Genomic DNA, 19030 nt, shown 5'->3' with positions numbered 1-19030 from the left:
GCGCTTCCCTCGGTCGCATCGATCGTCGTCACTTTCCTCGCGCTGCGCTGGGTCGAGCGCAGCCGGATCACCGGCACCTGTGCCACCGGGGATTCGCCGGACGCCGGGACCGCCACGCTGTCGCCGGGGGGGCAAGGCGGTCCTCGCCGGGATCGTCGCCACCGCCGCGATCCTGCTCGTCGCATCGGCGCGCGATGTCGAACTCGGCCTGCCGACCGCGATTGCGGGGATCGCGACCACTTTGGTCGTCTGCGCGCTGACTCGCAGGTCGGTGGTCGCCATTGCGCGCGACGTGTCGTGGAGCGTCTTGCCGCTGGTTGCGGGCCTGTTCGTGCTCGTCGAGGCGCTCGATCATACCGGCGTCATCGGACGGATCGCCGATACGCTGCGCACGATGTCCGCCGATCCCGTACAGGCGGCGGCGGTCGCGGGATCGACGCTCGCCTTCGGGTCGAACCTCATCAACAACCTGCCCGCTGGGCTGATCGCGAGTACCGCCGTCGTGCAGGCGCATCCGCCGCGGATCGTCGTCGATGCGTTGCTGATCGGCGTCGACCTCGGCCCCAATCTGTCGATCACCGGATCGCTCGCGACGATCCTGTGGCTGCAGGCGATCCGCCGCGAAGGCGAGGATGTCGGCTTCTGGCAGTTTCTCAGGATCGGCATCGTGACGATGATCCCCGCGCTGATCGCCGCGCTCGGCACCCGCTTGCTGATCGGCTGACGCATGACCCCGCTTTCCGCCCCCGTACCGCCCCCCTTTCCCGCCGCTGAGGATCACGCATGGCAACGCTAGCAACATCGGTTCCGTCGGGACGCTCCGCCCCGCCGCGCAAGACGCCGCGCAAGACGCCGGGCAAGACCCCGGGCAAGACGCCGGGCAAGACGCTCGATGCGCTCAACTTCTTCCTGGCCGACGTTCGCGATGGTCTCGGGCCCTATCTCGCCATCTACCTGATCGCGGTTCGCGGTCCCGCGCATGGCTGGAACGAGGCGACGGTCGGGCTGGTCCTGACGATCGCCGGGATCGTCGGGCTGCTCGCGCAGACACCTGCAGGCGGGCTGATCGATCGCAGCAAGAACAAGCCGCGGATCGTCATGGCCGCCGCTTTGCTCGTCACGATCTCGAGCATCTCGCTGCCGATCGTCTCGGGCTTCACCGCGGTCGCCGTGACGCAGTCGATCGCTGCGGTTGCCGGTGCGGTCTTCGCGCCGGCGATCTCGGCGATCACGCTCGGGCTGGTCGGCGCAAAGCATTTCGCCAAGCGGGTCGGGCGCAACGAGGCGTTCAACCATGCCGGCAACGCCGTCTCCGCGGCACTGGCGGGGGCGTTGGCGTGGAAGTTCGGCCCGGTCGTCGTGTTCTGGCTGATGGGCGCGCTCACCGTTGCGAGCATCTTCACCGCATCGCACGTCCCCAACGACCAGATCGACAACGCGGTCGCGCGCGGTCTGGACTGCGAACCGGAGGAGGATTGCGAGGAGGCGAGCGGCTGGAAGACGCTGGTGGAGAACCGTCCGCTGATGGTGTTCGCGGCGATCGCCTTCCTCTTCCACCTCGCGAACGCGGCGATGCTGACGTCGGTCAGCCAGCTGCTCGCCAAGACGCTGGGCAAGGATCAGGCGACCTCGCTGACCGCGGCCTGCATCGTCGCCGCGCAGCTGGTGATGGTACCCGTCGCGATCTTCGTCGGGCGGCACACCGAACGGATTGGGACAAAGCCGATCTTCCTCGTCGCCTTCGCGTTCCTCGCGGCGCGCGGCGCCTTGTACACGGTCTCGGACGCCCCCTATTGGCTTGTCGGGGTCCAGGCGCTCGACGGCATCGGCGCAGGGATCTTCGGCGCGCTGTTCCCGGTCGTGATCGCCGACCTCACCAAGGGCTCGGGCCGGTTCAACGTCAGCCAGGGCGCGGTGGCGACCACGCAGGGGCTTGGCGCGGCGCTGTCGGCGACGCTGGCGGGGTCGATCATCGTTTGGGCCGGCTACAGCGTCGGCTTCCTCACGCTCGCCGCGATCGCGGCCTGCGGCTTCGTGCTCTATCTCGTCGCGATGCCCGAGACGAAGACGCACGACTGATCCCGCACCGGATCATGCACGCCGCGACGCAGCAGATAGGTGTCCATGATCCAGCCATGATCCGCCCGCAGCCGGGCGCGTGCGCGCGTGATCGCCGGTCCCGCCTCCACCAGCGGACCGGCGATCAGCGCCTCGTGCGGCATGCCGAGATAGGCCCCCCACCAGATCGTAACCTCATCCGGCACCAGCGTGGTGAAGGCGCAGCCGCCGTCGAGCATCACCGCGAGCGTATCGATCCCGTCGGGCCAGCCCTCGTCGCGCAACCGGCGCCCCGTCGTGATCAGCACGGGCGCCGCGATGTCGTTGAGCGGTATGGCGTGCGCCGCGGTCAGCGCCTGCAGGCTGGTGATCCCGGGAATGACCCGCACGGTCAGCGCCATGCCACCCGCCCCCAGCCGTGCGGCGATGCGCAGGCTGCTGTCGTACAGCGACGGATCACCCCAGACGAGCAACGCGACGCGCCCGCCTCCGCGGGGGAGATGCTCCCCGATCCGCGCGGTCCATACGTGGGCGATGGCATCATGCCAGCGGTCGACCGCAAGGCGGTAGGGCCCGGCCTCGTCGCGTTGGGGCAGGTCGAACTCGACGATCCGCGTCGATGCCGGTGTCGTCAGCATTTCCGCGCAGATCGCGCGGCGCAGGTCGATCAGGTCGGACTTGCGGTCGCCCTTGCGCGGCAGCAGGATCAGATCGGCGGCATTCATCGCCGCGACCGCTGCACGCGTCAGGTGATCGGGGTTGCCCGTCCCGATGCCGATCAGGTCGAGCGCGATCACGGCTCCATCAACGGGCCGTAGAGGATCAGCGCGGGTTTGCTCGACACCGAATTCCTCAGGCTTTCGGCGAGCGATGCGATCGTCGCGCGCGTCAGGCTCTGGTCGGGGTGCCCGACATTCTCCGCCATCAATGCGGGCGTGTCGGGGGCGAGCCCGTGGTCGATCAGGCTGGCGGCCAGCGCGGGAAAGGTGCGCTTGGGCATGAACACCACCGTCGTCGCATCGGCATCGGCGAGCGCGGCCATGTTGCGCTGCTCGGGCAAATGGCCGGTGACGTCGTGCCCGGTGACGAACTGGACGCGCCGCGCCGCCAGCCGCCGCGTCAGCGGGATCGCCGCTGCCGCCGCCGCCGCGCTTGCCGCGCTGACGCCGGGAATGATCTCGAACGCGATGCCTGCGTCGCGCAGCGCGAGGATTTCTTCCTCCAGCCGCCCGAAGATCCCCGCGTCGCCGGATTTGAGGCGGACCACCCGAACGCCCGTCCGCGCATAATCGACGAGCAGTTGCGAGACGTGCGCCTGGCTTGGCGAAGGGCGCCCCGCGCGTTTGCCGACCGCTATCAGGTCCGCGCCCGTCCGCGCGTGGCCGAGCACCGCCCCCGATGACAGGTCGTCGAACAGCACCGCGTCCGCCGCTTGCAGCCGCGCGACCGCCTTGAGCGTCAGCAGTTCGGGATCGCCCGGCCCCGAGCCCACGAACGAGACGAACCCGGCTGCTGGCGTATCGGAGCCCGTATGGCTCTGCTCGGTCATCCGGCGGCTGCAATCATGTGGAAGAACGATCCCGTTGCGTGGCCACGATGCGATCCCGTCTCGGGCACCGCGGCGCCCTGCGCATCGGCGACACGGGCGAGCGGGGCATCGGGCTGTTCGATGATCGTCGAATAGTGGAATTCATGCCCCGCGAGCAAGTCGCCCGCGGCGAACCCCGCCATCGGCGCCTGCAACGCCGCGCGCCGATAGCCCAGGTGCATCTTGCGCTGCGCATAGCTGGTGACGAGGCCCAGCAGTCCCGCCATCCGGTGCGCGACACCGTCCGCGTCGATGAGAGCCTCGCCGAGCGCCATGTAGCCGCCGCATTCGCCGTGGACCGGGCGCGTGCGGGCATGCTCGACGAGCGTCGTGCGGAAATTTCCCGCCTGCGCCAGGCGACCGGCATGGAGCTCGGGATAGCCGCCCGGCAGCCAGACGATGTCGGCATGGCGCGCGGGCGCCTCGTCCGCGAGCGGCGAGAAGGGCAGGATCTCCGCCCCCGCATGTCGCCAGCCTTCGAGCACGTGCGCATAGGTGAACGAGAATGCCGCGTCCTGCGCCAGTGCGATCCGCTGTGCAGGCGGCCGCTGCCAAACGGCGGGCATGTCGGCCGCCTGGTTCGCGACCGCCGCCGCCGCCGCCCGCAGCGCCGGCAGGTCGACATGCGCGCGCAGGAAGGTGGCATAGGCGTCGATCTGGACCTCGAGCTCGGGATGCTCGATCGCCTGGACCAGCCCGAGATGCCGTTCGGGCAGCTTCAGGTCGCCGCGTCGCGGCAGCGCACCGAACACGCGGATCCCCGCCGCCGCCATCCCGCTGCGCGCCAGCCGCTCGTGCCGTTCGCTGGCGACGCGGTTGAGGATCACCCCCGCGACCGTCACGCTCGGATCGTAGCGGCTGAAGCCGAGCGCGGTCGCGGCGGCGGACTGCGCCTGCCCCGACACGTCGATGACCAGCACGACCGGCCAGCCCATCCGCCGGGCGATGTCCGCGCTGGCGCCGTTGCCGACCGCGCCGGGGGTCGCGACGCCGTCGAACAGCCCCATCGACCCTTCCGCCAGCGCGAGATCCGCATCGCTGCTCCGCGCCGCGATCGTATCGAGGATCGCCGGGGGCATCGCCCAGCTGTCGAGATTGTACGACGCCCGCCCGCTCGCCGCGCGGTGAAAGCCGGGGTCGATATAGTCGGGCCCGCATTTGAACGGTTGCACGACCAGCCCGTCGTCACGCAGCGCCCGCAGCAGCCCGAGCATCACGGTGGTCTTCCCCGTGCCGGAGGCGGGTGCGGCGACCAGCAGGCCCGGCGTCACGCCTCGTGCTCCGCAAACCGCGAATCCGCCGATTGCGGGCGGAAGCGGCGGTCATAGTCGACCGCGTACAGGCTGCTCTCGGCGAAATCCGTGGGGTCCAGCACGCGCCCGACGAGGATCAGCGCGGTCCGCTCCGACTGTCCCGCGACCGCCCCCTGGATCGTCGCCAGCGTCGCGCGGACGATGTGCTGGTCGGGCCAGCTCGCGCGCCATACCACCGCGACCGGGCAATCCGCGCCATAGGCCTGGGTCAGGTCGGCGACGACCTTTGCCAGGTTATGGACCGACAGGTGAACCGCGAGCGTCGCCCGCGTCGCGGCGAATGCCGCGAGCGTCTCCGCGGGCGGCATCGTGCTCGCGCGGCCCGGCGTCCGCGTCAGCACCACCGACTGCGCGAGTTCGGGGAGCGTCAGCTCGACCTCGAGCGCGGCGGCGGCGGCGGCGAAGGCGGGGACGCCCGGGGTGATCGTCACGGGGATTCCCAGCGCGCGCAGCCTGCGCAACTGCTCGCCCATCGCCGACCAGATCGACACATCGCCCGAATGCAGTCGCGCGACATCGTGTCCGGCGTCGTGCGCGACACGGATCTCGTCGATGATCTGGTCGAGCGACAGCGATGCGGTGTTGATCACCCGCGCGCCAGGCGGGCAATGGTCGAGCATCGCCGCCGGGATCAGCGAGCCGGCATACAGGCACACGCGCGACGCAGCGATCCGATCGCGGCCGCGCAACGTCAGCAGATCGGGTGCGCCCGGTCCGGCGCCAATGAAATGAACCGTCATGCGTGGAATCCTCGGCAAGTGCCCCGCGCGATGGCGCACGTCGCCATCCGGTCGGGAGAGATGTGGCGGCTGGTCAGCAACACCGCGTCCGGCCCTGCCGCGGCGAGGGCCGCCGCCTCGGCGACGCTCCCCGTCGCGCGGTGGCGGATGCTGGCGATCGACCGCGTCGGCGTCCGCATCGCCTGCAACGCGGCGGGCGACACGCCAATGACGGTCAGCGGACATCCGCGTGCTCCCTGCTCCGCACGCTCGGCCGCAACACGGTCGGCCGCGAGAAGGTCGGCAAGGGCCTGCACGAGCGCGATCTTGTCCTGCGGTACCGCGAGGATCTCGACCGGCGGGCATCCGTGCTGCGCAGTCGCCAGCGCCGCACGCAGCGCGTCGAGCCCCGCTGCGGCACGAAAGCCGAACCCCGCGACGATCACAGGACGACGCTCCATTGCACCACCGGATAGCGCGCCTGCCAGCCACGCCGCGTGCCGAGCGGAACCGCCTCGGCCAGCTCGATCCGCAGCAACGTCCCGCCGTGCACCGCATGCCATTCGCCGAGCAGCGCTTCCGATTCGAGCGTCACCGCGTTGGCGACCAGCCGCGTACCAGCGGGAAGCGTCGTCCACAAAGTGGTCAGCAACGCGCGCGAAAGCCCCCCGCCGATGAACACCGCATCCGGCGGGGCATGGCCTGCGAGCACTTCCGGCGCCCGCCCCTCGACCACCTCCAGCCGCTCGGCGCCGAGCGTTGCTGCGTTCGCACGCGCACGCGCGGCGCGCACCGGATCGGCCTCGAACGCCAGCGCCTGCATCGACGGATCGGCGAGCAGCCACTCGATCCCGACCGATCCCGACCCCGCGCCGATATCCCACAGCCGCTCGCCCGGCCGGGGCGCGAGCGCGGACAGCGTCAGCGCGCGAACCGGGCGCTTGGTGATCTGGCCGTCATGCGCGAACCAGCTTTCGTCGATCCCGGACGCGCGCGGCATCACCGCCCCCGCCCCGGCAAACACGATACCGACCGCGACCGGATGCGCGACGTCGTCGAGCCCGAACGTGGCGGCCGTCGTTTCGCGATGCCGTTCTCGCGGGCCCCCGATCGCCTCGAGGACGTGCATCCGCGACGCACCGAACCCCAGATCGGACAGATACTCGGCCAGCGCCCGCACCGCCGCGCCATCGCGTACGAGCACGATCGCGCGCGCATCGGGCACGACATGACGTCGCAGCCTCGTCAGCGGTGCGGCGTGGAGACCCAGGCAGGTCGTCGTCTCGATGCTCCAGCCGAGCCGCGCCGCGACGAGCGTGAAGGTCGAGAGCGCGGGATGCGCCACCCATTCGTCAGGCGACAGATGCCGCGTCACCGACGTCCCCGCGCCGTACCAGAACGGATCGCCCGACGCGAACAGGACCACCGCACGCCCGCGCTCGGCGAGCAGCGCGTCGATGCCGGACTCGAACGGGACCGGCCATGGTCGGCGCTCCGCCTTTCCTTCGCCGGCGAGGTCGGGCATCAGCGCGAGGTGGCGCGCGGCGCCGGTCACGATGTCCGCGCGCGCGATCGCCGCCTTCGCAGCGTCAGACAGTCCCGCTGCGCCGTCTTCGCCGATCCCGACGATCGTCAGCCAGGGAGTGTCAGCCATGCCGAATATCCTGATCCTGGGCGGCACGACCGAGGCCAGCGCGCTCGCCGCACGACTGGCGACGCGCGGCGATCGTGCGGTGCTGAGCTTTGCCGGACGCACGGCCTCGCCACGGGCGCAGCCGATCCCGGTGCGCATCGGCGGGTTCGGCGGCGTCGATGGCCTTGCGACGTATCTGCGCGATCACCGCGTCACGCATATCGTCGATGCCACGCACCCCTTTGCCGCACGGATGAGCGGCAATGCCGTCACCGCCGCGGCGCGGGCCCGCGTGCCGCTGATCGCGCTGACCCGCCCCGCCTGGGCACCCGCCGCGGGCGATCGCTGGACGCGCGTGCCGGATCTCGATGCCGCCGTCGCCGCGCTCGCCGAACCGCCGCGACGCGTGATGCTGGCGCTCGGGCGGATACATGTCGACGCGTTTTCGGCGCAGCCGCAGCACCAGTATCTGTTGCGCTTCGTCGACCAGCCGGAGCGCGCCCCCGCGTTGCCGGATCATTGCCTCGTCGTCGATCGTGGACCGTTCGACGTCGCCGGCGACCGCGCGCTGATGGACGCGCACGGCATCGACCTCGTGGTGTGCAAGAATGCAGGCGGGCCGGGCGCGGTCGCCAAACTCCACGCCGCGCGCGCGCGCGGCATCCCGGTCGTCATGATCGATCGCCCCCCGCTGCCCGCCCGACGCGCGGTGCACGGTGTTGAGGACGTCCTGCGCTGGCTCGATCACGACGCCGACCGCGGGGTATAGAGGATCGGCCCCACGGGCCGCGCGATGATGCGCGTCTGGCTCGATCCGACGATCACCATCGTCCGCATGTCTGCCATCGCGCCGCGCGCATCGGGCAGCGGCACGATGGCCAGCATCTCGTCCGGGGTCGACACCGCGCGCGCGAACAGCACCGGACGCGCGTCGCGGCAGGTCACCCGGAGGACCGCGAACGCGTCGTCGAGCGTGTCGGGCCGCGCCTTCGACCGGGGATTGTAGAAGGCGATGGCAAAGTCCGCCTCCGCCGCAAGACGTATCCGGCGCTCGATCATCCCCCATGGCTTCAGATTGTCCGAGAGGTTGATCGCGCAGAAGTCATGCCCCAGCGGCGCGCCCGCCCGCGCGCTTGCCGCGAGCATCGCGGTGATGCCGGGGAGCACGCGGATATCCAGCGCGCGCCATCCCGCCGGCCCCGCCTCGAGCGCCTCGAACACCGCCGCCGCCATCGCGAACACGCCCGGATCGCCCGACGACACGACGACGACGCGCCGCCCCTCGTCCGCCAGACGCAGCGCGTGCGCCGCCCGGTCGAGCTCGACGCGGTTGTCGCTGGGATGCAGCGTGAGACCGTCTCGCGCCGCGACCCGCGCGACATAGGGGACATAGCCGATCACGTCGGTCGCCTGCGCCAGCGCCGCGGTCACCTCGGGCATGACGAGGTCCGGATCGCCCGGCCCGAGCCCCGCGATCGCCAGCCACCCGGTCATGGCCGCCGCCCCTGTCCGTGGATCAGCAGGATCGAGAAATAGGGCGTCACCGCGTCCGCCTCGCCCAGCCGCGTGACCCGCTGGTCCTGCATCGCCGCATGCTCGACCAGCCATGCCTCGTCCTCGCGCCCCGCCGCCGCCACCGCACGGCGGAGCTTGCCCAGATGCCGGCCGATCTTCATCACCACCAGCGCGTCGGTGTCGCGGATTCGCCGGACGAGATCCTTCTCGGGCAGCGTCGCCATCAGCACGGTGAGGACGTCGTCGCCCCAGGTGATCGGCGCGCCGCTCGCGGTCCATGCGCCCGACATCCCCGTGATCCCCGGCACGACGCACACCGGCGCGATCGTCTGCAACCGGGTATAGAGGTGCATGAACGATCCATAGAAGAACGGGTCGCCCTCGCAGAGGACCACGACATCCTCGCCGCCGCGCACCAGGTCCGCCAGATGGTCGATACAGCCCGCATAGAAAGCGGACAGGCAGTCGTTGTAGCGCGGATCGGCGACCGCGATCTCGGTGGTGACGGGATATTCCATCGCGAATTCGGTGACGTCGTCGCGCAGCATGCCGTCGACGATCCTGCGCGCATGACCGCTGCGTCCGGCCTTGCGGAAATAGGCGATGTGGCGCGCACCGCGGACGAGGCGGTCGGCGCGCACGCTCATCAGGTCGCACGCCCCCGGCCCGAGGCCGACGCCGTGGATCGTGCCGCATCGCACCGCAGAAGGCTGCGCATTGCTCATTCCGCCGCGCTCGCCAGCGCGTTGACCGCGGCGACGGTGATCGCGCTGCCCCCCAGCCGACCCTCGACGATCACGCAGGGCACGGGTTGCGCCGTCCACAGCGCGTCCTTGGATTCAACCGCGCCGACGAACCCGACGGGACATCCGATGATCGCCGCCGGCCGGGGACATGCGGGATCCTCAAGCATCGTGAGCAGATGGAACAGCGCGGTCGGGGCATTGCCGATCGCGACGATCGCGCCCGCCAGATGCGGCCGCCAGGCCTCCAGCGCGGCGGCCGACCGGGTCGTCGCCATCGCGGTCGCGAGCACGATCGTCTCGGGCTGGTGCAACGTGCAGATCACCGCATTCTCCGCGGGCAGCCGCGCGCGCGTGATCCCCTCGCTGACCATCCGCGCATCGCACAGGATCGGCGCCCCGGCGCGCAACGCGGTGCGAGCGGCGTGGCCGAAATCGGGTGAAAAGCGGATATGCGCAGCGAGTTCGACCAGCCCGGCGGCGTGGATCATCCGCACCGCGACGGGCTCGTCGCCGGGCGCGAACCGCGCGAGATCGGCCTCGGCGCGGATCATCGCGAACGACTGGCGATAGATCGCCGCGCCATCGGTTTCATAGGCGTAGGGCATTCAGGCGGCTCCGAAATGGGCGAGGATCTGCGCGGCGTCGAGACCGGCATGCACGGGCGTCGCGCCGGCGCGCGCGTCGAAGGCGAGGTCGAACACCCCGTCGCGCGCCGTCAGCACGACATCGGCCGGCGCCGCGCGCGCGCATCCCTTCGCACAGCCAGAAACGTGGAGCCGGCCACCGACATGCGGCGCCACTTGTCGCGCCAGCGCGCGCGTGGCCGCATTCGCCTGCGGACAGGCGGGTGCGCCGACACAGGCATCGGCGCGCAGCACGGGGGCGATCGGGTCGACGATCAGCGCGTCTCCGTCGGCCGGGAGCCGGATCGCCGCAGCGGCTTCGCAGAGCAGCATGCGCCAGGGCGTCACACGCACCGCACTAATCGCCGGTTCGGCCTCCAGCCACCGCATGAACGCCGCCGCGGCGATCCGCCCGAACGGCAGCGCAACCGCCAGCCCGAGCGGATGGACGCCCGGCCGGATACGGGGCGCGGGCATCGCGGGCGGCTCCTGCTCGCGCGCCCATGTCGGCAGCGCCGCGGCATGCCGTGCCATCCGGCCGCTGTCCGCGCCGCCGGTCTCGACGAACCAGCGTGCGAGCGCGACCAGCGTATCGATCTCACGCCCCTGCTCGAGCGGCGTGCCGCGGTGCCGCCCCTCCGCACGCAGGATCAACCCGCCCGACGCCCCCCGTTCGATCCGGAAGTCCGCCGGTGCCTCGTGCAGCACCGACGCGGTCCCGGCATCGATCGCGAAGCCGACCTTGCCCGGCAGCTCGGGGAGCTCGGCGATGCGCGCATACATGGCCTGCGCGAGGCGGTGCGTATCGTCGCCCGGCACGTGATCGGGCGCGACGAGAAGTGCCGCGCGCGTCTCAACGCCGGGGGCGGGATCGATCAGCCCGAGCTCAAGCAGCGCGTCGATGAGCGCGCGCCAGCTATCGTCGCGGACGCCGCGGATCTGCAGCCCGGCCCGACTGGTCGCGTCGATCTCGCCATTGCCATGTCGCAGCGCTGCCCGGCACAGGCCAAGCAGCGCCGCACGCGGGACCCGCCCGAGCCGTGGCCGGACGCGCACGAGCAAGCCATCGCCCGCCATCATCGGCCGCCATGCATCGGGGCACCAGCCCTTGACGACGAACGCGCTCAAGCGGGCATGCCGAGCTGCGCGAGGATCGAGTTGCGCCGCGTCGGCCACAGATTGGCGGCATGCAGCGCGGCAAAGCGCGCGTGCATCGCCGCCAGTGCCGCGGGATTTGCGGCCTCGAGGAATTCCACGACCGTTTCGCGTGCCAGCGTCGCATCGAAATACAGGTCGATCAGCTCAACCGAGACCGCGTCGGCGAGGTGCGCGAACGCGCCGAGGTGATCGAGCGTCGCGGCGATCTCCGCCCCCCCGCGAAACCCGTGGCGCAGCATCCCGTCGACCCAGGCGGGGTTCGCCGCCCGCGCATGGACGACGCGCGCAATCTCTTCGCGCAAGGGGCGTGCGCGCGGTCGATCCGGGTCGCGCGCATCGAGGTGGTACAGCGCGGCGCTGCCACCCGCGACCGACTGCGCCGCCGCGAATCCGGCCTCGTGCGCCGCATAATCCGCGGCGAGCAGCAGGTCGGTCTCGGGCAGGTCCTGCACATGAACGAACGCGTCGGCCGCGGCAACGCGGTCGCGGATACCGTGCGGATCGGAGACGTCGCGCCCGTCCTCACCCCCTTCTCCGTCAAGCGCATGGCTCGAAGCCGCAAGCCATGCCTCACCCGCGGCAAGACGGGCGTCGGCGGTATAGGTCTCTGCCGCGTCCCCCATCGCCAGCCCGTAGCGACCCGGCCCAGGCCCATAGACGCGCGCGGTCGTCGCCTGTCCGACGAAGGGATTCCACGCCGGCGGCTCGTCACGTCGCCCAAGCGCGCGGACGGCCTGTCCGAACATCGCGCACAGCGTCGGGAATGCATCGCGGAACAACCCCGACACGCGCAGCGTGACGTCGATGCGTGGCCGGTCGAACTGCGCAAGGGGGAGGATCTCGATCCCCGTGACGCGGTCTGACTGCAGGTCCCACACCGGTTCCGCGCCGAGCAGGTGGAGCGCCATCGCGAATTCCTCGCCCGCCGTGCGCATCGTCGCCGACGCCCACAGATCGACCACGATCGTACGCGGATAGTCGCCGTGATCCTGCAGATGCCGCCGGATCAGCTCGTCGGCGAGCGTCACGCCCTGCGCATGCGCGGTCCGCGACGGCACCGCGCGCGGATCGGTGGTGTACAGGTTCCGCCCCGTCGGCAGCACGTCCGCGCGTCCGCGCCACGGCGAACCCGACGGCCCTCCCGCGACGCGCTCGCCTCGCAGCGCCGTCAGCAGCCCGGTGCGTTCCGCTTCGCCCTGCTCGCCGCGACCATAGACGTGCAGCCCGTCGCCGAACTGGCTCTCCTTCACGTCGCACACGAACGCATCGATCCGCGTGATCGCGTCCGCGGACGATTGCGTGGTGTCGAGGTTCAGCGTCGCGGCGAGCCCGGTCGCGTTCGCCTCGTCGCGGATGTCGCGTTGCAGCCGGTCGCGTCGCGCCGGATCGAGCCCGTCCGCATTCGAGAATTCGTCGAGCAACGCCTCGAGCCGGCCGAGCCCTGCGCCGCTCCGCGTCCGCTCGAGCGGCGGGGGAACATGGCCGAGCGTGACCGCGCCGATCCGCCGCTTGGCCTGCGCGGCTTCGCCCGGATCGTTGACGATGAACGGATAGATTACGGGCATGGCCCCCACCAGGACCTCGGGCCAGCACGCGTCCGACAGCGCCACCGACTTGCCCGGCAGCCATTCGAGTGTCCCGTGCGCGCCGACATGCACGAGCGCGTCGGTCCCCCGCGCCTGCAGCCAGAGGTAGAAGGCGGCATAGGCATGACGCGGACACCGCGACAGGTCGTGATACTCCTCGGTCCGCACGTCGCGCCGTCCGCGCTCGGGCTGCAGCGCGACCAGAATGCCACCATACTCGACCGCGGCAAACCCGAACGCGCCATCGACGCACGCGGGATCGCTGTCGGGCGCCCCCCAGCTCCGCTCGAGATCGTCGCGCACGTCGCGCGGCAGTCGCGCAAGCGCCGCCTGATACGCCGCGAGCGGCCACGTCATCCGCTTCGTTGCCAACGCGGACCCGGGCTTTTCGCGCGGTCCCTCGCCGAGCGCATACCCCGCCACCGCCAGATCCTCGAGGATCGCGTCCGTCGATGCCAGCGCATCGAGGCCGACCGCATGCGCCATCTGGTACGCCTTGCCCGGATAGGTCGACAGCACGATCGCGACCCGCCGCCCGGCAGCCGGCTTGCGCGCGAGACCGACCCAGGCCGTCACCCGCGCCGCGATCGCAGCGATCCGGGCCGGGTCGCCGCGGTGTTCGCGACGCGCATATTCGAGCGCGCGGTCGCGCGCGCCATCCTCCTTGAAGCTCGCGACGCCTGCGAAGAGTCGCCCGTCGACCTCGGGCAGCACGACGTGCATCGCGAGATCGGCCGGGGACAGCCCGCGGCTCGAACCGGCCCAGGCGGCGCGATCGGAGGTCGCCAATGCGATCTGGAACACGGGCACCCCTGCACCGTCGAGCGGTGTCGTCTCGCCTGCGCCCCGCGCCGAAAACGCGGTCGCGTTGACGATCGCCGCGGGTGCCAGCGCCGCGACCCAGCGCGCCAGCCACCCGGCCGCGTCGGGCGCCTTCAGCGACGGCGCGAACAGGCCCAGCACGTCAAACCCGTGTCCGGTGAGCGCGGCATGCAACGCCTCGATCGGATGCAGGTCCGCCGCCGTCAGATAGGAGCGATAGAAGATCAGCAGCACGCGCGGGCGCCCGGCGGTCAGCGCGAACGCCGCGGGGCACGACACGCCCCCGCCCGGCTGCCACCCACCGACCTCGGCGATCGTCCGCACGCCCGGCACCGGCCCCGCATACAGCCCCGCCGCAAGCGCGAACTGCGCGAGCGCCGCCTGCGCCGCGACCGTGCCGCCGGTATCGCAGAGCATCGCCAGCTGCCGGAGCGTCGATACCGGGATCGTCGATGCGGCATCGAGTCTCGGATCGATCCGCCCATCGGCCGACAGCACCGCCAGCGCGATCCCCTTTGCGCGCGCGAGCGCCTCGACCTGTTGCAGGCCATAGCTCCAATAGGCGCGGCCACCGATCAGCCGGATCAGCACCCCCTTCGCACCCGCCAGCGTCCGCTCGACATAGGTATCGACCGAGAGCGGATGCGCGAGCGTCGACAGGTTGGCGAGCCGGACCGACGGCAACGGGCTTCCCGCCGCATCCGCGCGCCGCCACCCCGCCGCGAATGCGCCGAGGTCGCTGTCGGAAAACGACAGGACGACAAGGTCTGCGGGGGTCTGCGCGAGGTCCTGCGGGACCGCGCTTTCCTCCAGCCCATGCGTCTCGCGAAAGACGACGTGCATCGCCGTCAGGCGTCCAGCGCGGCCCGGATCTGCACCGCGTCGATGCGATCATGCTCGGCGATGACGACCAGCTGCGTGCGCCGCGGCTCGTCCGCGCGCCACAACCGGTCATATTGCGTCCGCACGCGCGCGCCGACCGCCTGCACCAGCAGCCGCATCGGCTTGCCCGCGACCGCAGCATAGCCCTTCACGCGCAGGATATCCGCGCTGCGGGCCAGCGCCTCGATCCGCGCGGTCAGCGCGGCGGGGTCGGCGATCTCGCCAAGCTCGACGACGACGCTGTCGAAATCGTCATGCTCGTGATCATCCTCGCCGTCGTGATGCGAGGGGCGTGCGGCGATATCGTCCTCCGCCGCCGCGCCCAGCCCCAGGATCACGCGCGGGTCGATCACCCCGTCGGTCAGGTCGATCACCGGCAGCGGCCGTGCCGACTCCGCCGCGATCACCGTACGCGCCCTCGCCACGCCCTCGGGCCCGGCGAGATCGACCTTGGTGAGCAGCACCAGATCCGCGCACGCCAGCTGGTCCTCGAACACCTCGGACAGCGGCGTCTCGTGATCGACGCTCGGATCGGCGGCGCGCTGCGCATCGAGTGCGGCGAGATCGGGCGCGAACCGCCCGGCCGCGACCGCCTCGGCATCGGCGAGCGCGATCACGCCGTCGACCGTGATCCGCGAGCGGATCGCGGGCCAGTCGAACGCCTTGAGCAGCGGCTTGGGCAAAGCGAGCCCCGACGTCTCGATCAGGATATGGTCGGGCCGCGGGTCGAGCGCGAGCAGCGTCTCGACGGTCGGGATGAAATCATCCGCGACGGTGCAGCAGATGCAGCCATTGGCCAGCTCGACGACGTTCTCGGCCGGACAATCGGGAATCGCGCAGCCCTTCAGGATGTCGCCATCGATCCCGAGCGTGCCGAATTCATTGACCACCACCGCAAGCCGCCGCCCGCCCGCATTACGGATCAGGTGGCTGATCAGCGTGGTCTTGCCTGCCCCCAGGAACCCGGTGACGATCGTGACGGGAACCTTGGCCAGGCTCGGGGGGGCCGGATTCGGCTGGATATCGGACATGCTTGCTCTCCACGGCGTCGGAACGACGGCCACGGACAGACGCACGTCCGCAGCCACACGCACGCACGACCTTGCGGCCGCACATGTTCGTCGCTCAGACGGGTTACCGTGCCGCGACCATCCCCTGGATCAAGGCAAGAGCGACCATAACGCTGGCAGGTCTCCTGGCTCGCGGGTCAAAGCTCGATGCACGCCTTCCCAGGTCCGCGACCCAGTGGCTGCCCCCGCGCTGGAGGGCCCGTGCGTCTCGCTCACCGCTTACAGTTGCAGGGACAGCCGCGGCATTGGGAGCAAAGCCCCCGCACCGCATTCCCATTCAAGCCCCGAAGGGCACCGGCGCGATCAACGAGGATCGGTAGAACCAATCCTCGAGGACCAACTTAGAGCAATTCGCAAAGGCTGCCAATGCACATCGCCCTCACAATCCTCCCCCTGGCGGGGGAGGATCAGCGAAGACCCTACCCCCGCACCACCTCGATCTCGTCGAACCGCTTCCACCGATAGATCGCAAAGCTCAGCACCCAGCACGCCACGAACAGCGCGATGATCGCGAACCCGAGCCCGTTGAAATTCTCCCCCAGCGCGGCAGCAGCGTCCCACACGCCGCCGCTCAGCCCCAGCTTCGACCCGATCAGCGCCAGCGTCTCGATCCCCCCGATCGCGATCGCGACGATCGCCGAGATCAGCGTGATCGTGATGTTGTAGTACAGCTTGCGGATCGGCTTCACGAACGCCCACTCGTACGCGCCGAGCATCACCACCCCGTCGGCGGTATCGACCAGCGCCATCCCCACCGCGAACAGCACCGGCAGCACCAGCACTGTGCCGATCGACAGCCCGTCCGCCGCCTGGCTCGCGCTTAGACCAAGGATCGCCACCTCGGTCGCGGTGTCGAACCCCAGCCCGAACAGGAACCCGAGCGGCGCCATGTGCCAGCTTTGCGTCACCAGCCGGAACATCGGCCGGAACAGCCGCGCGAGCAGCCCGCGGTTGCCGAGCAACAGGTCGAGATCCTCCTCGACATAGGCTCCACCGCGCCGGACGTGCCCGAACGTCCGCCACACCGATCGCAGGATGATCAGGTTCATCGCCGCGATCGTGAACAGGAACAGCGCGGAGATCATCGTCGCGACGACGCCGCCGACCTGCTTGAACGCCTCGAACTGCGACAGCGCATTGGCGGTCAGCGCGATCGCGACCGCGGCGATCAGGACAATCCCCGAATGCCCGATCGCGAACCAGAATCCGACCGCGATCGGCCGCTGCCCCTCCTGCATCAGCTTGCGCGTCACATTGTCGATCGCCGCGATATGGTCGGCATCGACCGCGTGACGCAGACCAAGCCCCCAGGCGAGCAATGCGGTTCCGAGCATCAGCGGCTGTGCGTGGAACAGCGAGAACGCCCACCCCCACGCGGCGATGTTCGCGGCGACCAGCATCGCGAACATCACACCCACACGCTTACGCACGGAGCCTCGCACCGGTCGTTCGATCGTCAAGCTCGTCATGTCTACCCCCCGGCGTCCGACGCGGGCGGGGGCCTGCCGCGCGAACGGCCGGGACGTGCGCCGGCCGGACGCCATGAGCGGCCGGCACGCGTCGCCGATGCGGCCCCAGCCACATGGTCGTCGCTCAGACGGCGCAGGCCGTGCCTCGGTCACCCCCTGGACCGGGACAAGAGCGACCAGACGCCGGCAGGTCTCCTGGCTCGCGGGTCAAGGCTCGACGCACACCTTCCCAGGCCGGTGGCCCAGTGGCTGCCCTTTTTGAGGGGGCGCGTGCGTGTCGCTCGCCGCTTACAGTTGCAGGGACAGCCACGGCATTGGGGCGAACCCCGCACCGCATTCCCATTCAAGCCCCGAAGGGCACCGACGCGATCTGTGCCGATCCGGGTTGCGCCGGATCAGCCAATCCAGGTTAGCGCGCTTTGCCGCGGCTGACGACAGGATTTGCATGCGGCACCGTCGCGCACCGCGATCCGCAACGTCTCGGCGGGTCGGAACGTTATCGCACCATCGCCACCCGTAACGCGGCCCGCTATCCCCGTCCGCGGGGTCATACGAGTAGCCGCCTACCCCCATTTGCCTCCAGCCCCCGTATCCATCCCCCTGCATCCTTTCCCACGCCTGCCCACCGGAGCCTTCATGCCCCCTCTCGTCCCCGTTGCCGAAGCCCAGGCCCGCCTCTTCGCGATGGCTGCGCGCGTTCCTGCCGAGCATGTTCCCCTGCGCGCTGCGATCGGGCGCTGGGCGGCGGAGGATATCGTCGCGCGCCGGACCCAGCCCGCGACCGACCTTTCGGCGATGGACGGCTATGCGATCCGCTTTGCCGACATGCCGGGGCCGTGGCGCGTGATCGGCGAAAGCGCTGCGGGCCGCTCCTTTGCGGGCATTGTCGGCGCGGGCGAGGCGACGCGCATCTTCACTGGCGCGGCGATGCCCGCCGGCGCGGACACGGTGCTCGTCCAGGAAGAGGCCGCGCGCGACGGCGACCGCCTGTCGCTCGATGGCGAAGGCCCCGCGTACGAAGGCCGCAACACGCGCCGGAAGGGCCTCGACTTCGCCACCGGCACGCGGCTGATCGCCCAGGGCGACCGGCTGAGCCCGGCCCGCATCGCCGTTGCGGCAACCGGCGGGCATGGCGCGCTCCCCGTCGGGCGGCGCCTGCGCGTCGCGGTCGCCGCGACCGGCGACGAGCTCGTCCCCGCCGGTTCGACCGAGGATCCCGTCCCTTTGCCCGAATCGAACGGCATCATGCTGGCGGCGCTGCTCGCCGATCTGCCCGTCGACATCGTCGATCTCGGGATCCTGCCCGACCGTCTCGACACGCTGCGCGACGCATTTGCGGGCGTCGACGCCGACCTGCTCGTGACCACCGGTGGCGCGTCGGTCGGCGACCATGATCTTGTCCGCCCCGCGATCGAGGCGGCAGGCGGCAGCATCGACTTCTGGCGGATCGCGCTTCGCCCGGGCAAGCCGATGATGGCGGGGACGCTCGGTCGGACGATGCTGCTCGGCCTGCCCGGCAACCCCGTTTCCGCCTTCGTCACGGCGATCCTGTTCGTCCGCCCGGTCGTCGCGCACATGCTCGGCGCGCGCGATCCGCTCCCGCAGACGACGCACGCGCTGCTCGGCGAGGATCTGCCGCCGAACGAGTCGCGCACCGACTACATGCGCGCCGAACTCCGCGACGGTCGCGCCTATGCCTCGACCATCCAGGACAGCTCGATGCTGCTCACGCTCGCGCGGTCGACCTGCCTGATCGTCCGCGACGGCGACGCGCCCGCAGCGCGTGCGGGCGACTCGGCGGAAATCCTCATCATCGCCTGACGGATCGCTTGACGCCGGCCATTGTGT

17 protein-coding genes and 2 riboswitches are annotated in these 19030 nt (G+C 70.8%); of the genes, 4 read left to right on the top strand and 13 right to left on the bottom strand.

The features are described 5' to 3' along the window. Window positions 1–79: 79 nt before the first annotated feature. Entirely contained in the window at window positions 80–724 is a 645-nt protein-coding gene (locus AC0CH3_RS05625; RefSeq protein WP_465237690.1) for an ArsB/NhaD family transporter, read from the top strand. Window positions 725–783: 59 nt separating this feature from the next. Then, complete coding sequence (locus tag AC0CH3_RS05620; RefSeq protein ID WP_354302536.1) at window positions 784–2079, top strand: MFS transporter; 1296 nt, start codon at window positions 784–786, stop codon at window positions 2077–2079. On the opposite strand, the gene cobF is transcribed toward AC0CH3_RS05620, so the two are convergent. The 6 genes from cobF to cbiE are packed head-to-tail and all read right to left on the bottom strand — an operon-like array spanning window position 2040 to window position 7332. Beyond that, window positions 2040–2855 (bottom strand): precorrin-6A synthase (deacetylating), encoded by an 816-nt coding sequence (gene cobF / locus AC0CH3_RS05615; protein ID WP_354302535.1) that lies wholly within the window; start codon window positions 2853–2855, stop codon window positions 2040–2042. The genes AC0CH3_RS05620 and cobF overlap by 40 nt on opposite strands. Beyond that, the gene (gene cobA / locus AC0CH3_RS05610) at window positions 2852–3607 is read right to left on the bottom strand and encodes a uroporphyrinogen-III C-methyltransferase (RefSeq protein ID WP_354302533.1); all 756 of its coding nucleotides are present in this window, start codon (window positions 3605–3607) and stop codon (window positions 2852–2854) included. The genes cobF and cobA overlap by 4 nt, the downstream gene beginning before the upstream one ends. Further along, entirely contained in the window at window positions 3604–4917 is a 1314-nt protein-coding gene (locus AC0CH3_RS05605; RefSeq protein WP_354302531.1) for a cobyrinate a,c-diamide synthase, read from the bottom strand. The genes cobA and AC0CH3_RS05605 overlap by 4 nt, the downstream gene beginning before the upstream one ends. Then, the gene (cobM, locus tag AC0CH3_RS05600) at window positions 4914–5699 is read right to left on the bottom strand and encodes a precorrin-4 C(11)-methyltransferase (RefSeq protein WP_354302529.1); all 786 of its coding nucleotides are present in this window, start codon (window positions 5697–5699) and stop codon (window positions 4914–4916) included. The genes AC0CH3_RS05605 and cobM overlap by 4 nt, the downstream gene beginning before the upstream one ends. Next, window positions 5696–6139, bottom strand: coding sequence for a cobalamin biosynthesis protein (locus AC0CH3_RS05595; RefSeq protein WP_354302527.1), 444 nt, complete (start codon window positions 6137–6139; stop codon window positions 5696–5698). Before AC0CH3_RS05595 ends, cobM begins: the two co-directional genes overlap by 4 nt. Beyond that, a complete protein-coding gene (gene cbiE / locus AC0CH3_RS05590) occupies window positions 6121–7332 on the bottom strand; it encodes a precorrin-6y C5,15-methyltransferase (decarboxylating) subunit CbiE (protein ID WP_354302525.1) in 1212 nt (403 codons plus the stop codon). The genes AC0CH3_RS05595 and cbiE overlap by 19 nt, the downstream gene beginning before the upstream one ends. On the opposite strand from cbiE, the gene AC0CH3_RS05585 reads away from it, so the two are divergent. Beyond that, window positions 7331–8080 (top strand): cobalt-precorrin-6A reductase, encoded by a 750-nt coding sequence (locus tag AC0CH3_RS05585; RefSeq protein WP_465237689.1) that lies wholly within the window; start codon window positions 7331–7333, stop codon window positions 8078–8080. The genes cbiE and AC0CH3_RS05585 overlap by 2 nt on opposite strands. Here AC0CH3_RS05585 and cobJ read toward each other — a convergent pair. From cobJ to AC0CH3_RS05550, 7 genes are all read right to left on the bottom strand, one after another. Further along, entirely contained in the window at window positions 8056–8805 is a 750-nt protein-coding gene (gene cobJ, locus AC0CH3_RS05580) for a precorrin-3B C(17)-methyltransferase (protein WP_354302522.1), read from the bottom strand. The two genes, AC0CH3_RS05585 and cobJ, sit on opposite strands and share 25 nt — an antisense overlap. Beyond that, complete coding sequence (gene cobI, locus AC0CH3_RS05575) at window positions 8802–9551, bottom strand: precorrin-2 C(20)-methyltransferase (protein WP_465237688.1); 750 nt, start codon at window positions 9549–9551, stop codon at window positions 8802–8804. Before cobI ends, cobJ begins: the two co-directional genes overlap by 4 nt. Further along, the gene (locus tag AC0CH3_RS05570) at window positions 9548–10177 is read right to left on the bottom strand and encodes a precorrin-8X methylmutase (protein WP_354302518.1); all 630 of its coding nucleotides are present in this window, start codon (window positions 10175–10177) and stop codon (window positions 9548–9550) included. The genes cobI and AC0CH3_RS05570 overlap by 4 nt, the downstream gene beginning before the upstream one ends. Further along, window positions 10178–11323: a cobalamin biosynthesis protein CobG gene (locus tag AC0CH3_RS05565; protein ID WP_354302516.1), complete on the bottom strand. Its 1146-nt coding sequence runs from the start codon at window positions 11321–11323 to the stop codon at window positions 10178–10180. Continuing rightward, the gene (gene cobN / locus AC0CH3_RS05560) at window positions 11320–14604 is read right to left on the bottom strand and encodes a cobaltochelatase subunit CobN (protein ID WP_465237687.1); all 3285 of its coding nucleotides are present in this window, start codon (window positions 14602–14604) and stop codon (window positions 11320–11322) included. The genes AC0CH3_RS05565 and cobN overlap by 4 nt, the downstream gene beginning before the upstream one ends. Window positions 14605–14609: 5 nt before the next feature. Then, window positions 14610–15674 (bottom strand): cobalamin biosynthesis protein CobW, encoded by a 1065-nt coding sequence (gene cobW, locus AC0CH3_RS05555; RefSeq protein WP_354302513.1) that lies wholly within the window; start codon window positions 15672–15674, stop codon window positions 14610–14612. 137 nt (window positions 15675–15811) lie between these two features. Beyond that, a riboswitch (cobalamin riboswitch) is annotated at window positions 15812–16027 on the bottom strand. 105 nt (window positions 16028–16132) lie between these two features. Continuing rightward, on the bottom strand, window positions 16133–17122 hold the full coding sequence (locus AC0CH3_RS05550; protein ID WP_457325734.1) for a HoxN/HupN/NixA family nickel/cobalt transporter: 990 nt from the start codon (window positions 17120–17122) through the stop codon (window positions 16133–16135). A gap of 228 nt (window positions 17123–17350) precedes the next feature. Continuing rightward, window positions 17351–17562, bottom strand: a riboswitch (cobalamin riboswitch). A 256-nt stretch (window positions 17563–17818) separates the two neighbouring features. Here AC0CH3_RS05550 and AC0CH3_RS05545 point away from each other — a divergent pair. Next, window positions 17819–19003 (top strand): molybdopterin molybdotransferase MoeA, encoded by a 1185-nt coding sequence (locus AC0CH3_RS05545; RefSeq protein ID WP_354302509.1) that lies wholly within the window; start codon window positions 17819–17821, stop codon window positions 19001–19003. Window positions 19004–19030: the final 27 nt, after the last annotated feature.

Source organism: Sphingomonas sp. AC449, assembly GCF_979253475.1.
This window is presented reverse-complemented; position numbering and strand designations above follow the sequence as displayed.

Bases quoted from the DNA above. Each gene is read 5' to 3' on its own strand.
- cobW (WP_354302513.1), bottom strand. From the start codon at position 15,674: ATGTCCGATATCCAGCCGAATCCGGCCCCCCCGAGCCTGGCCAAGGTT.
- AC0CH3_RS05570 (WP_354302518.1), bottom strand. From the start codon at position 10,177: ATGCCCTACGCCTATGAAACCGATGGCGCGGCGATCTATCGCCAGTCG.
- AC0CH3_RS05585 (WP_465237689.1), top strand. From the start codon at position 7,331: ATGCCGAATATCCTGATCCTGGGCGGCACGACCGAGGCCAGCGCGCTC.
- AC0CH3_RS05550 (WP_457325734.1), bottom strand. From the start codon at position 17,122: ATGTTCGCGATGCTGGTCGCCGCGAACATCGCCGCGTGGGGGTGGGCG.
- cbiE (WP_354302525.1), bottom strand. From the start codon at position 7,332: ATGGCTGACACTCCCTGGCTGACGATCGTCGGGATCGGCGAAGACGGC.
- cobM (WP_354302529.1), bottom strand. From the start codon at position 5,699: ATGACGGTTCATTTCATTGGCGCCGGACCGGGCGCACCCGATCTGCTG.
- AC0CH3_RS05595 (WP_354302527.1), bottom strand. From the start codon at position 6,139: ATGGAGCGTCGTCCTGTGATCGTCGCGGGGTTCGGCTTTCGTGCCGCA.
- cobA (WP_354302533.1), bottom strand. From the start codon at position 3,607: ATGACCGAGCAGAGCCATACGGGCTCCGATACGCCAGCAGCCGGGTTC.
- AC0CH3_RS05620 (WP_354302536.1), top strand. From the start codon at position 784: ATGGCAACGCTAGCAACATCGGTTCCGTCGGGACGCTCCGCCCCGCCG.
- AC0CH3_RS05545 (WP_354302509.1), top strand. From the start codon at position 17,819: ATGCCCCCTCTCGTCCCCGTTGCCGAAGCCCAGGCCCGCCTCTTCGCG.
- cobN (WP_465237687.1), bottom strand. From the start codon at position 14,604: ATGCACGTCGTCTTTCGCGAGACGCATGGGCTGGAGGAAAGCGCGGTC.
- cobI (WP_465237688.1), bottom strand. From the start codon at position 9,551: ATGAGCAATGCGCAGCCTTCTGCGGTGCGATGCGGCACGATCCACGGC.
- cobJ (WP_354302522.1), bottom strand. From the start codon at position 8,805: ATGACCGGGTGGCTGGCGATCGCGGGGCTCGGGCCGGGCGATCCGGAC.